The 21598-nt window shown below is 71.3% G+C and carries 17 protein-coding genes and 1 pseudogene; 7 read left to right on the top strand and 11 right to left on the bottom strand.

Translation table 11 applies throughout. The features are described from left to right. Positions 1-101: 101 nt before the first annotated feature. The 4 genes from ACFWWR_RS07935 to ACFWWR_RS07950 form a co-directional block, all read right to left on the bottom strand. Positions 102-2315, bottom strand: coding sequence for an MMPL family transporter (locus ACFWWR_RS07935; protein WP_383869751.1), 2214 nt, complete (start codon positions 2313-2315; stop codon positions 102-104). A 528-nt stretch (positions 2316-2843) separates the two neighbouring features. Further along, positions 2844-4283: an NAD-dependent succinate-semialdehyde dehydrogenase gene (locus tag ACFWWR_RS07940; protein ID WP_383869868.1), complete on the bottom strand. Its 1440-nt coding sequence runs from the start codon at positions 4281-4283 to the stop codon at positions 2844-2846. 5 nt (positions 4284-4288) lie between these two features. Then, positions 4289-7405, bottom strand: coding sequence for an FAD-binding and (Fe-S)-binding domain-containing protein (locus ACFWWR_RS07945; RefSeq protein WP_384302502.1), 3117 nt, complete (start codon positions 7403-7405; stop codon positions 4289-4291). Further along, on the bottom strand, positions 7402-8661 hold the full coding sequence (locus tag ACFWWR_RS07950; RefSeq protein WP_384302504.1) for an aspartate aminotransferase family protein: 1260 nt from the start codon (positions 8659-8661) through the stop codon (positions 7402-7404). The genes ACFWWR_RS07945 and ACFWWR_RS07950 overlap by 4 nt, the downstream gene beginning before the upstream one ends. A 237-nt stretch (positions 8662-8898) precedes the next feature. Between ACFWWR_RS07950 and ACFWWR_RS07955 the strand changes: the two genes are divergently transcribed. The 3 genes from ACFWWR_RS07955 to ACFWWR_RS07965 all read left to right on the top strand — a co-directional run bounded on the left by ACFWWR_RS07955 (position 8899) and on the right by ACFWWR_RS07965 (position 11516). Further along, positions 8899-10545, top strand: coding sequence for a PucR family transcriptional regulator (locus tag ACFWWR_RS07955; protein WP_383869742.1), 1647 nt, complete (start codon positions 8899-8901; stop codon positions 10543-10545). Between the two features lie 120 nt (positions 10546-10665). Beyond that, positions 10666-11001 carry a hypothetical protein gene (locus ACFWWR_RS07960; RefSeq protein WP_383869739.1) on the top strand — a complete coding sequence of 112 codons (336 nt, stop codon included), beginning with the start codon at positions 10666-10668 and terminating at the stop codon, positions 10999-11001. Beyond that, a complete protein-coding gene (locus ACFWWR_RS07965; RefSeq protein ID WP_383869736.1) occupies positions 10998-11516 on the top strand; it encodes a MerR family transcriptional regulator in 519 nt (172 codons plus the stop codon). Before ACFWWR_RS07960 ends, ACFWWR_RS07965 begins: the two co-directional genes overlap by 4 nt. On the opposite strand, the gene ACFWWR_RS07970 is transcribed toward ACFWWR_RS07965, so the two are convergent. The 3 genes and pseudogenes from ACFWWR_RS07970 to ACFWWR_RS07980 form a co-directional block, all read right to left on the bottom strand. Then, positions 11441-12022 carry a DUF488 family protein gene (locus ACFWWR_RS07970; RefSeq protein WP_383869733.1) on the bottom strand — a complete coding sequence of 194 codons (582 nt, stop codon included), beginning with the start codon at positions 12020-12022 and terminating at the stop codon, positions 11441-11443. The genes ACFWWR_RS07965 and ACFWWR_RS07970 overlap by 76 nt on opposite strands. A gap of 66 nt (positions 12023-12088) precedes the next feature. Continuing rightward, positions 12089-12746, bottom strand: a pseudogene (gene folE, locus ACFWWR_RS07975) (GTP cyclohydrolase I FolE). Positions 12747-12994: 248 nt separating this feature from the next. Further along, positions 12995-13138 carry a hypothetical protein gene (locus ACFWWR_RS07980; protein ID WP_384302506.1) on the bottom strand — a complete coding sequence of 48 codons (144 nt, stop codon included), beginning with the start codon at positions 13136-13138 and terminating at the stop codon, positions 12995-12997. Between the two features lie 203 nt (positions 13139-13341). On the opposite strand from ACFWWR_RS07980, the gene ACFWWR_RS07985 reads away from it, so the two are divergent. Together ACFWWR_RS07985 and ACFWWR_RS07990 are read left to right on the top strand one after the other, a co-directional pair. Continuing rightward, the gene (locus ACFWWR_RS07985; protein WP_384302508.1) at positions 13342-13683 is read left to right on the top strand and encodes a transaldolase family protein; all 342 of its coding nucleotides are present in this window, start codon (positions 13342-13344) and stop codon (positions 13681-13683) included. 199 nt (positions 13684-13882) lie between these two features. Next, positions 13883-15133 carry an NAD(P)/FAD-dependent oxidoreductase gene (locus tag ACFWWR_RS07990; protein ID WP_384302510.1) on the top strand — a complete coding sequence of 417 codons (1251 nt, stop codon included), beginning with the start codon at positions 13883-13885 and terminating at the stop codon, positions 15131-15133. Between the two features lie 79 nt (positions 15134-15212). On the opposite strand, the gene ACFWWR_RS07995 is transcribed toward ACFWWR_RS07990, so the two are convergent. The 4 genes from ACFWWR_RS07995 to ACFWWR_RS08010 form a co-directional block, all read right to left on the bottom strand. After that, the gene (locus tag ACFWWR_RS07995) at positions 15213-16379 is read right to left on the bottom strand and encodes an oxygenase MpaB family protein (RefSeq protein WP_383869724.1); all 1167 of its coding nucleotides are present in this window, start codon (positions 16377-16379) and stop codon (positions 15213-15215) included. A gap of 75 nt (positions 16380-16454) precedes the next feature. Next, the gene (locus tag ACFWWR_RS08000; protein WP_383869722.1) at positions 16455-17507 is read right to left on the bottom strand and encodes a polyprenyl synthetase family protein; all 1053 of its coding nucleotides are present in this window, start codon (positions 17505-17507) and stop codon (positions 16455-16457) included. Next, entirely contained in the window at positions 17500-17778 is a 279-nt protein-coding gene (locus ACFWWR_RS08005; protein ID WP_383869719.1) for a polyprenyl synthetase, read from the bottom strand. Before ACFWWR_RS08005 ends, ACFWWR_RS08000 begins: the two co-directional genes overlap by 8 nt. Positions 17779-18067: 289 nt before the next feature. Then, positions 18068-18982, bottom strand: coding sequence for a VOC family protein (locus ACFWWR_RS08010; protein ID WP_384302512.1), 915 nt, complete (start codon positions 18980-18982; stop codon positions 18068-18070). A 440-nt stretch (positions 18983-19422) separates the two neighbouring features. Here ACFWWR_RS08010 and ACFWWR_RS08015 point away from each other — a divergent pair, with 440 nt between their 5' ends. Together ACFWWR_RS08015 and ACFWWR_RS08020 are read left to right on the top strand one after the other, a co-directional pair. Continuing rightward, positions 19423-20319: a fumarylacetoacetate hydrolase family protein gene (locus ACFWWR_RS08015; protein WP_383869714.1), complete on the top strand. Its 897-nt coding sequence runs from the start codon at positions 19423-19425 to the stop codon at positions 20317-20319. Beyond that, positions 20316-21431 (top strand): zinc-binding dehydrogenase, encoded by a 1116-nt coding sequence (locus ACFWWR_RS08020; protein WP_383869711.1) that lies wholly within the window; start codon positions 20316-20318, stop codon positions 21429-21431. Before ACFWWR_RS08015 ends, ACFWWR_RS08020 begins: the two co-directional genes overlap by 4 nt. Positions 21432-21598: the final 167 nt, after the last annotated feature.

Consider the following 21598-nt stretch of genomic DNA (forward strand, 5'->3'; position numbering starts at 1 on the left):
TCCCATCGGAGTGATCTGGGGCCATGGTGGGGGCCACCACGCGTAAAGCGCCAACGACGGCACCCGTGGTCGCGCGGGGGCCCTCGTCGGCGCCTGGACGGTCACACGCGAGCCGATTCCCATTCGGTGGCGTCGACTTGCGCGGGGACGGCGGAGGGCTGGTGGCTGAGCGCCTCGCCCTCCACGTCCACCGTGGGCAGGACCTTGTCCAGCCAGCGGGGCATCCACCATGCCTTCCGGCCGAGCAGCGCGAGGACGGCCGGGACGAACGCCATGCGGACGACGAACGCGTCGAACAGGACGGCGATGGCGAGTCCGAAGCCGATCATCTTGATCATGGATTCGCCGGCGCCGACGAACCCGGAGAACACCGCCATCATGATCAGCGCGGCGGCCACCACGACCCGGGCGCTGTACCGGAACCCGGTGACGACCGCCTGGCCCGGCCCGTCGCCGTGGACGTACGCCTCCCGCATCCGGGCGACGAGGAAGACCTGGTAGTCCATGGCCAGTCCGAAGACGATACCCACCAGGAAGATCGGCATCAGGCTCATGATGGGGCCGGTCGTCTCCACGCCGAGGAGCGAGGCGCCCCAGCCCCACTGGAAGACCGCGACGACGGAACCGAGAGCCGCGAGCACCGACAGGAGGAAGCCGACGGCCGCCTTGATCGGCACGAGGACGGAGCGGAAGACCACCATCAGGAGCAGGATGGCCAGGCCCACCACCACGACGAGGTAGGGGACCAACGCGCTCTGTGTCTTCTGCGCCATGTCGATGTTCAGCGCGGTCGTGCCGGTCACCTCGAAGCTCGCACCTCCGGTGGCGGACTCGGTGGCTGGGCGTTCGTCCCGGATGGTCTGGACGAGGTCCTTCGTCTTCGTGCTGGTCGGCGCGGTGGACGGGACGGCGGAGAAGATCGCGGTGTCGCCCGCGGCGTTGAACCGGGCGGCCGAGACGGAGACCACTCCCCCGGTGGCGCCGATCTTGTCTTCGACGACCTTGACGGCGGCCTGCGGGTCGTCGGCGCCCTTGGCGTCCACGACGATGGTCAGCGGGCCGTTGAAGCCGGGGCCGAAGCCCTTGGCGAGGTCGTCGTAGGCGCGTCGCTCGGTGGTGGAGGTGGGCTTGGCCTCGTCGCCGGTCGTGCCCAGCTGAAGGTCCATGACGGGTACCGCGAGGGCGCCCAGGCCCGCGACGGAGGCGAGGAGGATGGGGACGGGGCGGCGCAGCACGAACCGGGCCCAGCGGCTGCCGCCGTTGTTCTCGCCGCCTTCCTCGATGCTCCCGCGCTTGCGGGCCTTGCGGGACAGGACGGCGTTGGGCCAGAAGCCGAGCAGGGCCGGGACCAGGGTGAGCGCGATGATGACCGCGACGACGACCGCTCCCGCGGCGGCCATGCCCATCTTCGTGAGCATCGGGATGCCGACGACGGAGAGTCCGGCCAGCGCGATGACGACGGTGAGGCCGGCGAACACCACCGCGGAGCCGGCGGTGCCGGTGGCCATGCCTACGGCCTCCTGGGGCGCGTGTCCCTTGGCGCGCTCCTCGCGGTAGCGGGAGACGATGAACACCGCGTAGTCGATACCGCACGCCAGACCGAGCATCGCGGCGAGGGTGCCGGTCGTCGCGGACAGGCCGAATGTGCTCGCGAGCGCCAGGATCGAGGCCATGGAGACGCCGACACCGATGATCGCGGTCAGCAACGGGAGCCCTGCGGCGGTCAGCGAGCCGAAGGTGATCACCAGCACGAAGGCGGCGATGACGATCCCGATCACTTCGGCCGAGCCGCCCGCGGCGGGCTGGGTCGCCAGCGCGCTGCCGCCGACCTCGACAGTCAGGCCCGAATTCCGGGCCTGCTCGATGGCGTCCTCAAGTGCCTTCTTGGCAGCGTCGGTGAGGTCGTCGGCCTTCACCTTGTAGGTGACGGTCGCATACGCGGTGGAGGCGTCCTTGCTCACCGCCTGCGCCCGGAAGGGGCTGACGGCACTGGCGACCTGGCTCTCGTCGGCCGCCTCGTCCACGAACTTCTCGATGGTCGCCCGGTTCTCCGCCGCGGTGACCTTCTGCCCGTCCTCGGCGACGAAGACGACCCGGGCGTTCGCCCCGTCCGCCTTCGCCCCGGGAAAGCGCTGCTCCATCAGGTCGAAGGCCCTCTGGGACTCGATCCCCGGCATGGAGTTGTTCTGCTCGGCCGAAGCGGGTGCCGTGACAGCGCCGAAGCCGACCGCGCCCAGCACCCCCATCCACAGAAGGACGGCGAACCAGCGTCGTTGGAAGGCCAGACGGCCTAGTCGGTAAAGGAAGGTAGCCACGGGTGGGAGGACTCCACATCTGATCTCGGGGACCTCACCAGACTCCCCGGGCGGACGCCTCCCGTCGTCGTGCACCTGCCGACATTTCCGTTGCTGCGAACGCACTACGTCAAGCCCCGCGCCTCATCCTGACGTCTACCCGACAGCTACCCGACGTCAGCCTGCAGGCGTACGTGTGCCCGGCAGCTCATCGGTGGCGTCGGCACGATCCGGCCCGCGGGCGGATGACGTTCCCCGACATGGTGCCGTCCTGGCCGGGGCACACGTTCGACCCCGAGCATGCCGCGGCCGTGGATCCGATCGACACACGGAGGCCGTCCGTCCCGCACCTCTCCGGAGGCGATTCCCGCACGGCGGGGCGCCAGCCCCGCATGCCAAACGCTGGGCTGGGCAGAGGCTTGAGCCGAACAGGGGCCTTCACGATGGAGGCCGGACAGCCCGACGCCCGGAACGGGCGTCGGACGTCTCACCGCTGGTGTGCCGCCCGGCAGCGGTGTGCGCGGGCGGCTCCCGCCCGCGCAGCGGCCGTCAACGCACGGGCACCGCGAGGTACTTGTACTCCAGGAACTCCTCGATACCGACCCGGCCGCCCTCACGGCCCAGACCCGACTGCTTGACCCCGCCGAACGGCGCGGCCGGGTTGGAGACGAGACCGGTGTTGACGCCGACCATGCCGACTTCCAGCCGCTCGCCCACACGCAGGGCGCGGTCCAGTCCCTCGGTGAAGACGTAGCCGACCAGACCCCACGGGGTGTCGTTGGCCCGGCGTACGACCTCGTCCTCGTCGTCGAAGGTGAGGATCGCCGCCACCGGCCCGAAGATCTCCGTGTCCATCAACCGGCTGCCCGGGTCCACGCCGGCCAGCACCGTCGGCGGGTAGAAACGGCCCGGACCGTCCGGCGTCACACCGCCGACCAGCACCCGGGCACCCCGTTCCACGGCGTCGGCCACCAGCTCCTGCACCTTGGCGCGGCCCGCCTCGTCGATCAGCGGGCCCACGTCCACGCCGTCCCGTGTGCCCGGGCCGACGACGAGCGCCCCCATCCTCGCGGCCAGGCGTTGCGCGAACTCCTCCGCCACCAAGTGGTGCACGAAGAAGCGGTTGGCGGCGGTGCACGCCTCGCCCATGTTGCGCATCTTGGCGGTCATGGCGCCGTCCACGGCCACGTCCAGATCGGCGTCGTCGAAGACGATGAACGGGGCGTTGCCGCCCAGCTCCATGGAGGCTCGTACCACCGTGTCCGCACACTGGGCGAGGAGGATCCGCCCGACCTGCGTGGAGCCGGTGAAGGAGAGCTTGCGGATCCTGCCTCCGCGCAGCAGCGGCTCGATCGCCTCTCCGGCGCGGGAGGTGGTGACGACGTTCAGCACACCGTCGGGCAGGCCCGCCTCCCGCAGGATCCCGGCCAGGGCGAGGCTGGACAGCGGTGTCTGCGGGGCGGGCTTGAGCACCATCGTGCAGCCCGCCGCGATCGCCGGGCCGATCTTGCGGGTGCCCATGGCCAGCGGGAAGTTCCACGGGGTGATCAGCAGACACGGCCCGACCGGACGGCGCATCAGCAGCATCCGGTTTCGGCCGTCCGGCAGCGTGCCGAAGCCGCCGTCGACGCGCACCGCCTCCTCGGAGAACCAGCGGAAGAACTCGGCGGCGTACGCCACCTCGCCCCGCGCCTCGGCCAGCGGCTTGCCCATCTCGGAGGTCATCAGCAGGGCGAGTTCGTCGGTGCGGGAGAGGATGATCTCGTAGGCCCGGCGCAGGATCTCGCTGCGCGCACGGGGAGCCGTACGAGCCCACTCCTCCTGCGCGTCAACGGCGGCGTCCTCCGCGAGCCGGGCGTCCTGCGGGCCGGCGTCGGCGACATGGCACAGAATCTCGCCGGTCGCGGGGTCGTCCACGGGCATCGTGGCGCCGCCCTCCGCGTCCAGCCACTTGCCGCCGATGAACAGCTGCTTGGGTACGTCGTTCAGGATGGTCACGTTGTTTCTCCTGGCTGGTCGGCAGCGGCAGCGGGGTCGAGGAGCTCTGCGAGATGGACGGCCCGGGTTCCCCGGCCGCCGGCGAGCCGGTCGAGATGGTCGATCTGGGTGGCGCAGCTGAAGCCGTCGGCCACCACGGTCCGCCGATCGGCGGCCGCCTCGTCGAGGCGGGGTCGCAGCGACAGGTCGGCGACGGCCATCGAGGTGTCGTAGTGCTGTTCCTCGAAGCCGAAGTTCCCGGCCAGACCGCAGCAGCCCTCCGCCTCGGTCACCTTCCGTATGCCGAGGCGGGCCAGCAGATCACGCGGCCGGCGGCTGCCGAAGGTCGCGTACTCGTGGCAGTGCGTCTGGAGCAGTACCGAGTCCGGCAGCGGCGGCGGGCTCCAGTCGGGGGCGGCGAGGTCGGTCAGCGCACCGGTCAGGGTGTGGACGCGGGCTGCGACCCGGCGGGCGGCCTCGGTGCCGAGCAGTTCGGGTACGTCGCGCTTCAGCGCGGCGGCACAGCTGGGCTCGGCCACGACGATCGGCAGCCCGCTGCCCGGACCGCTGTCCAGCTCGGCCACGGTACGGGCCATGACCCGGCGGGCCACCGACAACTGTCCGGTGCTGACCCAGGTCAACCCGCAGCACAGCCCGTCCCGGGGCGCACACGGGATACCGGCGTCGGCCAGCACCCTGCTCGTGGCCCCGGCCACCTGCGGCCGGAACACCCGGGTGAAGCTGTCGACGAACAGCACGGCGGCCGGACCCACCCCACCGGCGGACCGCACCGCCGCGGCGGGCGACGCGGGCAAGGCGTCCCTCAGGACGGCCCGCAGCGCTCGCCGGGAGGCGAAGGGCGGGATGACGCGCCGGCGGGTGATGCCGCCGAGGCGGGCGAGCAGCTTTCCCAGCGGCCCGCGCAGCAGGGCGTTGACCGGCCTCGCGGCGTAACCCGCGAGGGTCGCGGTGAACGGCAGCCAGCCCAGCGAGTAGTGGGAGAGGGGGCGCAGCCGCCCCTTGTAGTGCTGGTGCAGGAACTCGGCCTTGTAGGTGGCCATGTCGACGCCGACCGGGCAGTCGGTGGAGCACGCCTTGCACGACAGGCACAGGTCGAGGGCGTCGCGGACCTCCGTCGAGCGCCACCCGTCCTGGATCGTCTCGCCGCGCAGCATCTCCTGGAGCACTCGCGCCCGGCCCCGGGTGGAGTCGTTCTCGTCGCCGGTGGCCCGGTAGCTGGGACACATCACCCCGCCCGCGGCCGCGTCGGAGCGGCAGCGGCCGACACCCACGCATCGGCGGGCGGCCCCCGCGAAGCCGTCCTCGTCGTGCGGGAAGGTGAAGAGCGTCGGGCGGCCGTCAGGCACCGGCGGGGTGTGCAGGGCCAGGTCCGCGTCGAGCACGGCCGGTGCCACGATGACGCCGGGGTTCAGCAGCCCGTCCGGGTCGAAGACCCGCTTGAAGGCGGCGAACGCCTGGATCATCCGGTGGCTGTACATCACCTCCAGCAGCTCACCGCGGGCTCGCCCGTCGCCGTGCTCGCCGGACAGCGTCCCGCCGTGCTGGACCACCAGCGCGGCCGCCTCCTGAAGGAAACGGCGGGCAGCGACACGTCCGGGGTCCGTGGCGAGGTCGAAGTCGATGCGCACATGGACGCAGCCCGCGCCGAAGTGCCCGTACAGCACCCCGGTCAGCTCGTGCGCGGCCAGCAGCGCTCGGAAGTCCCGCAGGTAGGTGGCCAGTTGGTCCGGCGCGACCGCCGCGTCCTCCCAGCCCGGCCATGACTCACCGCCGTCCACCAGGCGGGCGGCCAGGCCGGCGCCGTCCTCACGGACCCGCCACAGGGAGCGCCGTTCACCGGCGCTCTCCACCAGCCGCCCGTCGGTCATCCGGCCGGCGGCTTTGAGGGCGTCCAGCAGTTCGGCGGCGCGGGAGGTGACCGTGGCCTCGTCCTCGCCGTCGAGTTCGACGTACAGCCAGGCGCGACCATCCGGGAGCCCGGTGACGGAGTCCGGACCGCGTCGGGCGCGCATGGTGGCGACGATGGCCTCGTCCATGCCCTCCACCGCGGTGGGTGACCAGCGCAGGATCTGCGGTACGTCCTCGGCCGCCTCGACGACATCGTCGTAGCCGAGGGCCAGCAGCGCCGAGGCGGGAGCCGTGGCCACCAGACGCACGGTCGCGGCGGTGACGACCGCGCAGCTGCCCTCGGTGCCGACCAGGGCGCGGGCCATGTCGAAGCCGCGCTCGGGCAGCAGGTGCTGGAGCTGGTAGCCGGAGACCTGGCGGGGAATCCGGCCGAGTTCGGTGCGGATCAACGCCAGATTGTCCTCGACCAGCCGCCGCGCCCGGTCGGCGAGCCGGGCCACGTACTCCTCGTCCGCCGGATCGACCGCCCGTAGTCCGCTGTGGTCGGCGACCGCACGGGTCCCGTCGGCGGTGACGATCTCCAGGGACTCGATGTGACCGCCGGTCCTCCCGTGCCGTACGGAACGGTTGCCGCACGCGTCGTTGCCGATCATGCCGCCGAGCGTGCAGCGGCTGTGGGAGGACGGGTCGGGGCCGAAGGTGAGTCCGTGCCGACCGGCGGCCGTCCGCAACTCGTCGAGCACCACGCCCGCCTCGACCCGGGCGGTGCCGGCCTCCGGATCGATGTCGAGGATCCGGTTCATGTGGCGGGAGAAGTCCAGGACGACACCCGGGCCGACGGCGTTGCCCGCCATGCTGGTGCCGCCACCCCGCGCCGTGACGGGGATGCCCAGCTCCCGGCAGGCCCGCAGCACGGCGCACACGTCGGCGGCGGAACGCGGGAAGATCACGGCCTGCGGAGGCACCCGGTAGTTGGACGCGTCGTAGGAATAGGCGGCGGTACGTCCGGCGCCGGTCTCCACCCGCGTTCCGGGCGCGGTCGCGGCGAGCAGCCGCACCAGTGCCTCGGCGCCGGCGGGTACGTCGCCATCCGCACGTGCGGGACGGGGCGGTCGGCGGAGTGAACCGCCCCCTTGTCGTCCGCTCGCGTGCCGGGGGGACTCCTCGACGGGGGCATCGTCCGTCGCGTCCGTCGAAGTGCCGGCCCCGGGGCGGGGCGGCAGAGCCGCCGCGTCGCCGGTGAGGAAGTCCGGACCGGCGCTCATGGCGCCGAGACCCCGGTGTCCACGGCCGCCGCCCAGGCCCGCAGCCCTTCGTCGATCGCCGTCTCGTCGACGACGAGCGCGGGGATCATCCGCACCACCTGGTTCCAGGCCCCGCACAGCAGCAGGAGCAGGCCCTCGTCCACCGCCGCCCGCTGCACCCGCGCCGCGGTCTCGGGGTCGGGGCTGCCGTCCTCGGTGACGAACTCCGTCGCCAGCATCAGCCCGAGCCCGCGTACGTCGCCGATGGCGGGCGTCCGGTCGGCGACCGCCTCCAGGCCGTCCCGCAGCCGGGCGCCCATCGCCTCCGCGTTCTCGACCAGCTTCTCGTCGCGTACGACGTCCAGCGTGGCAACGGCCGCCGCGCACGCCACGGCGTTGGCACCGTACGTACCGCCCTGCGAGCCCGGCCACGCCTTGGTCATCAGCTCCTCGGAGGCGGCGATGCCGGAGATCGGGAATCCGCTGGCCAGCCCCTTCGCGGTGACGAGGATGTCCGGGGTGACGCCGAAGTGGTCGTGCCCCCAGAACCGGCCGGTGCGGCCGACGCCGGTCTGCACCTCGTCGAGGATGAGCAGGAAGCCGTGCCGGTCGGCGCGCTCGCGCAGCCCCTCCATGAACGCGCGGGTCGCGGGCACGTAGCCCCCCTCCCCCAGCACCGGCTCGACGATGATCGCGGCCGTGTCGGCGGGCGAGGAGATCGTCTGCAGCGTGTAGTCGAGCTCCTTCAGGGCGAAGCGAGTGGCGGTCTCCTCGTCCCAGCCGTAGCGGAAGGCCGTCGGGAAGGGGGTGACGACCACCCCGCTCATCAGCGGCGAGAACCCGGACCGGAAGCGGGTGCCGGAGGTGGTCATGGAGGCGGCGGCCACGGTCCGGCCGTGGAACCCGCCGTGGCAGACCAGGACGTTCGGCCGGCCGGTGGCCTGCCGGGCCAGCCGCAGCGCCGACTCGACGGCCTCACTGCCCGAGTTGGTGAAGAACAGACTGTCCAGCCCTGCCGGCAGCTCCTCGCCGAGCCGGTCGACGAGTCGGCGCAGCGGCTGGTGCATGACGGTCGTGTACTGCCCGTGGATGAGCGTGCCGACCTGCTCCTGGGCAGCGGCGACGACCCTGGGGTGACAGTGACCGGTGCTGGTGACGCCGATGCCCGCGGTGAAGTCGAGATAGCGGCGGCCGTCCTCCCCGTACAGGTGGACGCCCTCACCACGGACCGCCGTCACGGGAGTGGCCTGGCGAAGGTGCGGCGACAGATCGGTCATGTTCGTCTCCAGCCATGGGTCATCGGTCGCGGGAGCCGCGTCGGTACACCGAGCATCTCCGGGGGCCCTCCCCGGGGCAACGACTGATCTGTTCGCCGGACCGCTTAGGATTGGACGTTCTGTCAACCCTGAGACCTCCTGCCCCGCCGCAGGGACTCCCGCCCGGTGTCCTCAGGCAGCCCTTGCGCAGGTCGGGCGCCGTTTGTCACAGTGACGGGGGGCACTTAGGGAGGCGCCGTGAGCGACGCGGAACAGACGGCGGCCCGGCCACACCCGGGAGGCAGGCCCCCGCTGCTCACCGTCGCGGACGTCCTGGAGCTGCCCGTCATGGCCGCGGGCCGGCCGCACGTCGTCACCGGCGAGGCCGGTCTCGACCGCCCGGTCCGCTGGGTGCACATCACGGAACTGACCGACCCCGCCTCGTTCCTCAAGGGCGGCGAGCTGGTCCTGACGACCGGTATGCCCCTGCCCGAGGAACCCTCCCGAGTACGGCGGTACGTCGACGAACTCGCCGAGATCGGAGCGGCGGCCCTGGTCATCGAACTCGTACGGCGCTACCACCGCCCGCCCGACGCACTGGTCCACGCCTGCCGCACCCGCGGCCTGCCGTTGGTCACCCTCTCCCGGGACGTCAACTTTCTGGAGGTCACCCAGGTCGTCCACACCCTGATCCTCGGCAACCAGACCGAGGCGATCCGCAGAACCCAGCGGATCCACGAAGCCTTCACCGCCCTGGCACTGCGCGGCGCCGACCCCGAGGAAGTGCTGCGCACGGCGGCGCGGACGAGCGGGCACACCATCGTCCTGGAAAACCTGGTCCACCAGGCGATGATCTGCGAACCCTGCGACCGCACCAGTGCCGCGGACGCGCTCACCGACTGGGAACAGCGCTCCCGCTCGACCCCTCCGTCCGACCACCCGGCCGTCCTCGGTCCCGAGGGCTGGCTCACCGCCCCGGTCGAATACCGGGGCGAACGCTGGGGCCGCGTGGCCCTGATCCCCACACCGTCGTCACCGGCCCGGCCCTCGCCCTTCGGTCCCGAAGACGTGACCGTACTGGAGAGGACGGCGATGACCCTGACCATCGCCCGCCTCATCCACTCCACCACCTGGGAGCGCGGAGCACACCGCACGCTCCTGCGCGACCTCGCCGAGCAACTCCACCGCTCCCCGGGCGAAGCCCAGGCACGCGCCACGGCACTGGGCCTGCCACCTCAGGCAGACCGCTACCTCGCGGTGCTCGTCGATGCCGAGATCGATGAGCAGGCCGGCGCGCAGCTGGAGGACCGGCTGGCCAAGGAACTGACGGCGACCGCGAACCCCGCCCTCGTCGGCGGCCTGGCCTCCGGCCGCATCGGCATCCTGCTGGCCCCGCCTGCTTCCAGGCCGTGGCGCCCCACGGTGGAACACCTGAGTCGCATCGTGCTGGATCAGTATCCGCGGGCGGTGGTGAGCGTCGGCTCCGAGACCGCCGACATCGCCCACATCGCCCGCTCGTTCCGCGAAGCGGCCCGTGCGGCTGAGGCGACACCGCCGGGTTCCCAGGACAAGCCCTTCCGCGAGCTCGCCGACATCGGACTGCCGCAACTCCTCTACGCGCTGCGCGAGGACGTTCGCGTCCAGGACTACGTGGAACGACAACTCGGCCCGCTCATCGACCACGACGGCAGCCACGGCACCGACCTGGTGACGACCCTGCGCCACTACCTGGACGCCGCCGGGAGCAAGACGACCACCGCGCGCCGAAGCGGCGTGTCCCGCCAGACCCTCTACCAGCGCCTGCAGACCATCGAGCGACTGCTCGAACGCGACCTGGAATCCGGCGAACAGCGCACCGAACTGCACGTGGCCCTCACCGCACTGGACGCCCTGCGACCGCACTGACCCTCAGGTCCTCCCTGGGCCATGACCGACCGTCCTTCCCGGGTTGGCATCGGTACCCAGGTACAGGTTTGCCGTCGGAGTTGTCCCCGCCTGCGGGGCGTGATGACGGGAGTGAGCGTGATGAACGAGCCGGCGTGGGTGCCGCAGTCCTGCACGCTGCCCACCGACGAGCAGCCCTTGCGGGTCGCGGAGTGGAATGCGTTGTTCTCCGAGCGGCTGAGGGCACTGACCCGGCCTCAGCCCCTCCAGCTGCATCTTGAGCTGGCGGGCGGACCGGGAGTCGCGGACCGGGTGCGTGACCTGGTCGAGCGCGAGAGCGGCTGCTGCTCGTTCTTCACCTTCACGGCCACCCCCGGTCCGGACTCGGTCCGTCTGGACATCTCGGTGAACCAGCCGCACGAGGCGGTCCTGGACGCCCTCGCCGCGCGGGCCGCTGCTATGAAAGGGCAACGGTGAGCACGGGCCTGCGCAGCGGTCAGGTCGCCAGGGCCGCCGGGGTGAACATCCAGACGCTGCGCTACTACGAGCGGCGCGGCCTGCTCGCCGAGCCTGACCGCAGCCCCGGCGGTCATCGCCTGTACGGCGAGGATGCGGTGACCGCGCTGCGCGTCATCAAGGCCGCTCAACGGCTTGGGTTCACTCTGCAGGAGGTTGCCGAGCTGCTGGCGTCCGGCCGCCACCGGCACGGCCGCCGGGTGGTGGGGTTGCGGGAGCGGGCGCAGGACAAGCTCGCCGAGGTCGACGCCAAGATCGCTGACCTGACCACGATCCGCACCGCCCTGGTCGCCGCCGTCGACGCGGGCTGCGACGACCTGACGGCGGGCGTTGTCGGTGCCGACGCCGACACCATGGTGGGCCGGCTGCCTGCCTTCGCCGCCGGCCGCCGGCCGCCGGACTACGGTGCCGAGCCCGTGTCGTCGTACACGAGGAGTCCGTCACGGCGGAGGCGCACGCCCGGCGTCGGAGTGTGAGGGATGAGGCGTCCGTCGTGCATCAGGTGCTGGACGAGCATGCCGCGGGCCAGGACAGCGAAGTCGGCGATGAGGCGCCGGTGGCACCGCCACCACACCGCTTCACTGCACATCACCGCGGTGCGCTGTTCTGCCGCTTGGTGCGTGAGTTGGTCCATGGCGGTGACGAAGTCCGGGCTGCGGGTGTGAGCGGCGTAGCCGCGGAAGGAAGCGTTGCGCCACACCGTGTCGGGCGAGTCCAGCGGCGTTTTGCGGAAGCCCCCCAGGCGCGGCTCCCACCGGTAGGCGATGCCTTCTTCGGGCATCCACCGGGCCAGGCGCTGCCGTGACAGATTCGGGTCACGGCGGCTGCCTGGAGCGGTCCTGACGTCCACGACGGCGGCAACCTCGGCTTCCCGAAGGAGCCTTGCCAGCGTTGCCCGCTCCGCGGTGCTGTGGCCGAGGGTGATCAGTTCGGGCCGGGGCGTCAAGAACGCGTCCGCGGGATCGGTCGGCTCACGGTCCATACAGGGAGTGCAGCACGTACTGGCTCGCACGGCACCGTCCGGTCCCGCCTCGCTCGGCTGTGCGGGTCAGCGGGGCAGGCCGGTCAGGGCCAGGAATTCGCTGCGGGAGCGGGCGTCGGTGCGCAGTAGGCCGAGGAGCGTGGAGGTCATGGTCGTGGCTCCGGTGGCCTGGACGCCGCGCAGCGTCATGCAGGTGTGCTCGGCCTGGATGACGACGCCGACGCCCTTGGGCTCCAGATGGGCTTGGAGCCAGTCGGCGACCTGCTTGGTGAGCCGTTCTTGCACCTGGGGGGCGGCAGGCGAAGTGCTCCAGGACCCGCGCGAGCTTGGACAGGCCAAGGATCCGCTGCCCGGGCAGGTAGCCGATGTGGGCGGTTCCGACGAACGGCAGAAGATGATGTTCACACACGCTCCGGAGCGGGATGCTGCGGGCGAGGACCAGTTCGTCGTATCCCTCGTCGTTGGGGAACGTGGTCAGGTCGAAGGGGCGGGGGCTGAACAGTTCGGCGTAGGCGCGGGCCATGCGGCCCGGGGTGCCGCGCAGGCTCTCTGAATCGTTGCCGATGCCCAGGGCCTGGAGGAACCGTCCCGCCGCGAGTTCGGCTGCCGGCAGGTCCACCCGTTCCCCGTCGTGGGTCACGCTCAGGGCGGTGGGCGTCGTCGGGCTCGGTTCCGGGGCGACGGCAGGGGCGATGTGCAGGGCGGAGTGGAGGTGCTGCGTCATGTCACTCACCCGTCCCGAGTGTGGTGAAGCAGGACCAGGACCAGGGTGACGACGGCGGCGAGCCCGTGTCCGGCGACGACGAGGACGGGGAAGTGGCGTTCGGCCGGTGCCGCACCGGCCGGCACCGGCCGGTGCGGCGGCGCGGTCGCGGTGGACGGGGATCCAGCGCGCGAGCATCACGAACCCGAGCAGGGCGACGGGCAGCAGGAGAACGAAGGCGATCCAGGCCAGGGCGTCCTTGTGCGCGATCACGTAGAGGATCCACACGTCGAGTCCGACAGCGGCGAGCGGCTGCCGCCGCCGCGGGCACCACCGCGGGAAAGCCAGATGCCGAGCATGTAGAAGCCGCCGAGGGCGGTGGCCACCCAGGTGAGCAGTGCGGCGATGTCCATGGGGAACTCCCTGAGCAGTAGGGCGGAGGCGGAACTTCGGATGCGCCGGAGGCGCTCCGGGTCAGGGGCGGGCCGAGTGCCTGTGGGAGGGCACGAAACCCTCGGCCTGGGTCGCCTCGTCGGCGACCCGGACGCCGTGGCCTACCAGCGCTTCGAGCGGGCCGTCGCGTCCCGGGAATGGCAGACCCTGGGGCGCGGCCGGAATGCGACCCCAACGCCCGCTGTGGGCCTCCACGGGGGTCAAGGATTCCTCCTACGCCGACACCCGCTACGTCGACGAACTGGTGGCGCCCGGGGTGGTCAACACCATGCCGGAGCAGACCCTGCGCTCGGTCGCCGACCACGGCCGTATCCAAGGCGACACCATTCACGGCACCTATGCGGCATCCCAGCAGGTACTGGACGACCTGGAGGCTGCCGGCGTGCCCTACGACGACGTGGTGCGGGTGCTGGAGGAGCAGGGCACAGCCAAGTTCACCGCCTCCGGCACCGAACTGTTCGACCAACTGGATTCCGACCTGCGCGCCAAGGACCTCGCCGCCTGATGCCGCCGGTCCCCGGCCGGATGCCTACGGCCAACCCTTCACGACCACGACACGGTGCACACGGAGAACCTACCGACCCCCCGGCAGGGGCACCGCCACGGCGGCGACAGCCCGGCCGCGTGCGACGCCGACAGGGGCCGGCTCGCCGGGCGGACCGCCATCGGCCTGCGGGCAGAGCCGTTGCAGCAGAGGAGAGACCATGGCCGCGAACACAGCATTCGTGATCGTCGGAGCCGGCCTGGCCGGCGCGAAGGCAGCACAGACCCTCCGGGAAGAGGGCTTCGACGGCCCGATCGCGCTGGCCAGAGAAGAGAGCGAGCGCCCGTACGAACGGCCGCCACTGTCCAAGAGCTACCTACTGGGCAAGGACGAGCGGGAAACGCTCTACGTGCACCCTTCCCAGTGGTACGCCGAGCACGACGTCGACCTGCGACCGGGCACCACGGTCACCGCGATCGACCCGGCCGCCCACGAGGTGACGCTCGCCGACGGCAGCCGCATCGGCTACGCGAAGCTGCTCCTGACCACCGGCTCTTCACCGCGTCGCCTGCCGATGCCCGGAGCCGACCTCGACGGAGTGCTCTACCTGCGCCGGCTCGCCGACAGCGACCGCATCAAAGACGCCTTCGCGTCCGCATCCCGCATCGCGGTGATCGGTGCCGGCTGGATCGGACTGGAGACCGCTGCCGCCGCCCGGACGGCCGGTGTCCAGGTCACGGTCCTGGAGAGGGCGGAACTCCCGCTCCTGCACGTGCTGGGCCGCGAAGTCTCCCAGATCTTCGCCGACCTGCACACCGATCACGGGACCGACCTGCGCTGCGGCGTACAGGTCGCGGAGATCACCGGCGTCGGCGGCCGGGCGAACGGCGTGCTGTTGACCGATGGCAGCCGTATCGACGCCGACGCGGTCGTCGTCGGGATCGGCATCACCCCCAACAGCCGGCTCGCCACCGCCGCCGGCCTGGAGGTCGACAACGGCATCCGCGTCGACGCCCGCCTGCGCACGTCCCATCCGGACATCTTCGCCGCCGGAGACGTCGCAAACGCCTTCCACCCACTGCTCGGCAAGCACCTCCGCGTCGAGCACTGGGCCAACGCCCTCAACCAGCCCCAGATCGCTGCCAAGGCGATGCTCGGCCAGGACGTGACCTACGACCGCGTTCCGTACTTCTTCACCGACCAGTACGACCTGGGCATGGAGTACACCGGCTACGTCGAGCCCGGTGGCTACGACCGGATGGTCTTCCGCGGCCGGACCGACACCCGGGAGTTCGTCGCGTTCTGGCTCGCCGGGGACCGGGTCCTGGCAGGGATGAACGTCAACGTCTGGGACGTCACCGATCCGATCCGCGACCTCGTCACCTCCCGCCGAGCAGTCGACGCGAACGAGCTCGTCGACATCGACGTGCCTCTGTCACACATCCTCGGGAGCCCCGACGGGGCCGGCTGAATCGGACGCTCCCCCAGGCCGTGCCGACTGCTGACCGGGAGACCACACACCCCGACACAAACAGTCCGACCGGCCGCGGTCACATCCGACCCGTTGCGGGGGCGGGCGGGGTCCAGCGATGGGTGCGGGGCACGGTGGAGGAGAGGCCGTAGTCCTTCTTGAGCTGCTCCGGGATCGCGTAGTGCATGACCCGGCCGCGGGTGAGCGAGGACAGTTCGAGGATCGTGGTGAGGTGGCCGAGACGGTCCAGGGCCCAGGCGCCGAGCGGGGAGCGGTCCTCGATGCTCTCCAGGACGCCGAGCAGGTGGGGCACGGCTTTGACGACGGTGTCCCAGGCGGTGCGCGGGACGTCCAGCCAGTCGGCGCAGGTGTCGCCGATGAGGTGGCGGATCAGGGCGGAGACGATCGGATCGAAGAGGGTGCCGGGGACGACTTCCTCGAACAGATCGATCAGCTGTCGGGTGAGATGCGCGCCGTCCTCACTCGGCCCCATGTGCCGGATCATGTACAGATCGAGGAAGTGGCGGGCGGACTCCATGTCCTTGGGCACCTGGCTCTGGTCGACGCCGAGCATCGCGCCGACCACCCGCCAGGCGTACAGGTAGGCCTCCGCGCCGTCGATGCTCATGTGGATGTTCAGCCGGTGCAGGGAGTCCAGCACCAGCAGCGAGAAGAACATCTGGCCGCCGATCATGTCCTCCTGGCAGATCGGCACGCCCAGGCTGTCGGCGTCCCAGCGGTCGTCCCTCCTGAGGTGGTGACGGATCGAGGCGTGCAGCAGACGGACCTTCTGGGCGGCGGGGATGAAGGCGCTGCCGGCCTCGAACGCGTCGGGCTGCATGAGGTAGACGGTGAACTGACCGGTCTCCGCCATCCGCTTGGAGGGGTATGCCAGCGCGTGCGTCGTCGCCAGCAGCTTCGCCACGTGCGGGACCAGGTAACACGCGGGCATGGCGGCGAAGGACAGCGCCGTGGAGATGTGCACGTTGTTGTCGATGAAGAACAGCCTGGCCTTCTCCATCTCGCCCCAGTCGACCCATGCCGGTGGCGCGCTGGTGGCATGCAGGTACTCCCGCGCGACCTCGGGAAGGCCGTCGGGCATAGGCGCGCCGGCGGTCGACACGTAGCGCATCAACGTGTTGAAGGTGCCCACCTCGCCGCGCTCGAAGAGGGTGGCCACCGTCGCGTCGGCGAGTTCGTCACCGCTGCTGCGCAAGGCGTCCATCGACGCCTCGGTGTAGGTCATCACAGGCTCTTCGTCTCCAGTCGGGAACAGACAGGGCCGGACAGGTAGCGGGCGTGGCGGCGCCCGCGGTGTGTCTCAGTGCCGGCGGACCGCGGCCGCGTGCGCCAGGTCGGTGAGGGCGCGTGAGGCGGGTACGGGGATGTCCAGGTCGTCCAGAGCGCGGGTGGCTTCCTCCACCCGGGCAGTGATCATCCGTTCGATGCGGTCGGGAGCTTTGAGCCGGCTCATCACCTCGCGCACCGCCTCCAGCCCGCCCCTGCCCACGTCGCGCCGGCCCAACAGCGCGCGCAGGCGCTCCCGGTCGGCCCCGTCGGCCACCCTCCAGGTCTCCGCCAGCAGGGCGGTGGGCCGGTGAGCACGCAGGTCGTCCGTGTTGGCCTTGCCGGTGAGGGCCGGGTCCCCGAACAGGCCGAGCAGGTCGTCACGCAGCTGGAACGCCTCGCCCAGCGGCAGCCCGTAGCGGGAGTAGCCCTCTCTCAGCCGCTCTCCGGCTCCGGCCAGCACGCCTCCGATCAGCAGGGGCTGTTCGACGGTGTACTTCGCGGTCTTGTACCGGATCACCTGCAACGACTGCGCCGTGTCCGGTTCTCCACCCGTGCGCAGAAGCTCCAGGCACTCACCCGCGATCAGCTCCCGGGCCAGGACCGCCCACAGGGGACGGGCCCGGGCCAGGTAGGCCGTGGGCAAGCCGCTGGTCGCGAACAGCTGGCCGGCCAGCGACATGAGCAGGTCTCCCACCAGCATCGCCAGCGACCGTGCCGCGGGTGTGGCACGTGGACGACCACGCAGCCCGGCCTTGAGGGCGACGTGCGCGGTGGGCCGACCGTGCCGCACCGCGCTCTCGTCGATGATGTCGTCGTGTACGACCGCGGCGGCGTGGACCAGCTCCATGGAAGCCGCCGCCCGCACCAGCGCGTCGCTGTCGGGCTGTCCGGCCGACCGCCAGCCCCAGTAGCAGAACGCCGCTCTCAGCCGCTTGCCGCACGCCACGGCGGCCTCGACCTGGTCGGCCACCGGGCCCAGATCCGCGTCGATCGCCAGCAGGTGATCCGCCTCCTGCGCCACGAACCGGCTCAGCACCTCATCGACGCGCGCCTTGAACGCGGCCCGTTCATCCTGGTCAGCCACCGTCGGCGCCTCGCCGGGCCAGGACGCTCTGGGCAAGGACCTCCAGATGGGCCGGCGGAACCACCGCGTACCGGTCCACAGCCAGCCGCCCGCGCGCTGTGAGATCCCGCTGCGCGTCAGCCGCCAGCTCCGCGGTGTCGGAGCGGCTCAGCAACCCCCGTACGCTGCCCGCGGCCGAGCCGAGAGCACTCGCCGCCAGGTCGGCAAGCCCCGCCGCCAACAGCACCGCCTGCTCGACTGAACCCCCGCCACGCCCGGCCTCTTGCGTCATACCGTCCCCTGCCCATGCGTCGCCGAGGCGGCACCGGTCACGCGCCACCGCCTACAGCGTCGCGCCCCGCCGACGGAGACCAAGGACGAACTCACCATCGGGTGATCACATCGCAGATATGTACGACTCCCTCCCCGTCAGCGGAAACCGCCCTCGCAACACCCCACCGACCTGCGCCGAACCCCGCGCCCCGGGCAGTCGCAGCCGCCCGGGCCGGGCCGACGGTGCTCTTCGTGACCCCGAGGTCGGGTGCGCGAGGGGGCGTGCGGGCAGCCGCTGCCGGCGCGGGTCAGGCCGGCTTCTCCTCCTGGTTGGTGATGAAGTCGGCCGGCATCTCGGGACTCCATACGGCGGGCGGGCAGTCCCAGTCGTTCGGCTGCCAGTTCTCGGTGATGCAGTCCATGTCGCCGGAGTACTCGATCCAGCTGCCCCAGGGGTCCTGGATGTAGTGGAAGAGGTTCGAACCGAGGGTGTGGCGCCCCAGGCCCCAGCCCTTCGAGTGGCCCGCGGCGGCCATGGTCCGCGCACCCATGGCGATCTGGTCGATGTCCGCCACCGTCCAGCTGGAGTGGTGCAGGCCGGGATGTGTTCCCGGGACGAAGCCGAAGACGTGGTGGTCGCCGGGCCCGGAATTCATGAAGGTGGCCATCCCGCGGATGCGGTCGGAAAGGTGCAGCCCGAGAGTGCGGGCGTAGAAGGCCTCGGAGGCGTCCAGATCGGTGCTGAAGATCAGCATGTGCCCAAGACGCTGAGGGCGGGCCTTCTCGGTCGCCGTCAGCCAGCGGGCCTGGTCGACGCGGCGAATGCGGTCGCCGACATTGGCGTCCTGCGCGTCCGCGGTACCGAAGTCGCGCCAGGGGGCGATCGCCTCGTCGCGGAGGTTGATCAGGTTGCCCTCGTGATCGCGCAGCCACAGCCCCCCGGGCGCCTCGGCCGGCGCGTCGAGCAACTTCAGGCCCAGACCCTCCAGGTGGCGCTGCCACTCGGGCAGCGAACCCGGCTCCACGGCGAAGGCCACATGGTGCAGCCGCTTGGCCGGCCCTTCCATCAGCAGCGTCTGGTCCTGCGACCGGCCGTCGCAACGGACCACCACCGCGTTTCCCCGCTCTGACGTCTCCAGCCCGAAGGAGCTGTAGAAGTTCTCACCCGCGTCCAGCGAGGGCACTTGGAGTCCGTAGTGCAGAAGACCTTTGACACGCAGCATGCTCACTCCTCATGGTTCTGATGGGTCCGCGTTCCTCACAGCCCCACCCGCTCCAAGTGTGTACACATCTACGGGGCGGCGTCCAGGCTTCGGCGGGAACCATTGCCGATTGGGAACGCGGACCACGCCTGTCGCCTCTCGGGCGCCACGGGCTTCCGGGCCGGGGGCGAAGCCCTCCTCACCCGGTGCGCCGCACGTAGCGCCGACCCGGCGGAACGAATCGCACAGTGGGGAGCCGAAGCGAGCCGAAGGCCCGGGCGACTCGGCCCGCTTCGGCTCCCCAGCCAAGCCCTCCGCCACTCCCGTCACCCTGTCCGATCCATGGGGTTTCCAGCCTCCAGTCGCCGACCGGCTCATCTCTCGCAACCCACCCTTCCCACCCTCAATGTGTATGCACTATGGTTCAGCTGCCCTCAGAGAGCCGCCTGCCGGAGGAAGCCATGAAAATGCCTGATTGGTCGCTGGTGCAGTACCGGGTCGACGACTCGGAGAAGGTCGCCGTCGGAGTGAGTGCCGACGGGACCGTGATGGAGGGGCCGCCCGAGATTGGGGGCCTCACGCTGATGGACGTGCTCAGCCGTTGGGACTCGCTCGCGCCGCTGCTTCGCGAGTGGACTCCAGCCGCGTCGAACGCCGTCATCGGCGCCCGCCTCGCTCCCCCGCTGACGTATCCGAACAAGGTCCTGTGCGCGGGCGCCAACTACTGGGACCACATCGCCGAAATGGGGGTCACGCGCCCTGACGAGCCGGGCGAGCCGTTCTTCTTCCTCAAACCGCCGACGACGACCGTGACGGGACCGGGCGACCCGGTTCCACTGCCCGGGTACGAAGGCGCCCGCGTCGACTGGGAGGCCGAACTCGCCGTCGTCATCGGCCGAGCCGGCCGCAACCTGGCACCCGAGGAGGCCCTCGACCATGTGGCCGGCTACCTGGTGGCGAACGACATCTCGGCCCGGGACCGGCTCACCGCGGCGGCTCCCGTCGCCGACCCGTTCGCCTACGACTGGCTGGGCCACAAGGGACAGGACGGCTTCTGCCCGCTCGGTCCCGGACTCGTGCCCGCCTGGCAGGTTCCCGACCCGCAGAACCTGCGGATCCGGCTCAGCGTCAACGGGGTGGTGAAGCAGGACTCCTCCACAGGGCAGATGATGGTTCCGGTACATGAGGTGGTCGCAGCGGCCAGCCGCCTCACCCGGCTCGAACCCGGGGACGTCATCCTCACCGGCACGCCCGCCGGGTGCGGCGTACCGCGCGGGGAGTTCCTCGCCGCCGGGGACCGTGTCGTCGTCGAGATCGAGCGGATCGGCCGCCTGGAGAACAAGGTGGTGGCGTCATGAACGCGCCCACGACCACTGCGGAACCGTCCTGGCCGGTACCGGTGCCCGTGCCGGAAACCATGCGGGCCATGGTGTTCCGCCGCTTCGGTCCCCCGGACGTCCTGGAACAGACCACGATCGGCACGCCCCGGCCCGCCCCGGGCGAGGTGCTCGTGCAGGTGGCGGCGGTCGGCATCGGCCGGCTGCTCGACCTCACGGCACGAGCGGGCCGCCACCCCTATGCCCGCTTCCAACTCCCCCATGTCCTGGGCGCGGACCACTCCGGCGTCGTCGCGGCGCTGGGCGACGGGGTGGACTCCGTCCGGGTCGGGGACCGAGTGGCCGTGTTCCCCGCGGTCGCGTGCGGCGACTGTGCCCACTGTGGGGAAGGGCGCGAAGAAGCCTGCCCGGGCCTGTCCCTGATCGGCACTCACCGCCCCGGCGCCTACGCGCAGTTCTGCGCGGTGCCCGCGCGCAACGTGCATCAGGTCCCGGACGGCATGCCACCCGCGATGGCCGCCTCCCTGGCGCTCGTCGGCCCGGTGGCCGCCAACCAACTGACCCAGGCGGGGCTACGCCCCGGACACTGGGTGCTCGTCCAGGGCGCGGCATCCGCCCTCGGCTCCACCACGGCCGCCCTCGCCCAGCACCTCGGCGCGAGGATCATCGCCACCTCGCGCTCGCCGGAGAAGCGCAAGGCACTGGCCGCGGCGGGCGCCGACGTCGTACTCGACACCGCCGACCCGGATTTCGCCGGTCTCGTGCGCGAGGCCACCGGCGGTCACGGCGTCGACATCGCCGTCGACAACCTCGGGGACCCGGACGTCTGGGACGCCACCTTGGACACCCTGGCGCGCGGCGGAACCGTGGTCACCTCCGGCGCCTTCCTGGGAGGCAAGGTCCAGGTCGATCTGCTCCGCCTGTACTCCAACTGCCACCGCATCATCGGCGTACGCACCGGGAACGCGGCCTCGGTGAAGGCCCTGTGGACGCAGGCGGAGCACGGGTTCCGTGCCGTTGTCGACCGCACGTTCCCGATCGCCCGCGCCTGCGACGCCCACCGTTACATGGAGGACGACCACAGCATCGGGCGCGTGGCGCTTACTTTGCGGCCGCAGGACTGGGAGGCCTGAAGGACGTCGTGGTCAGTGGTCCACGCTCGGGCCGTGCTGGGAGTCGAAGGGGCCTTCGTCGAGCCCCCAAGACGACGATGACGTCGACACGATCCTGATCCTCACGGGACCGAATCCAGGACGACCGAGCACCTCACCGCCCTCGGACAGATCTCGGCATGACCTCG

Origin of the sequence: Streptomyces sp. NPDC058678 (assembly GCF_042714835.1) — a bacterium.
GTDB lineage: Bacteria > Actinomycetota > Actinomycetes > Streptomycetales > Streptomycetaceae > Streptomyces.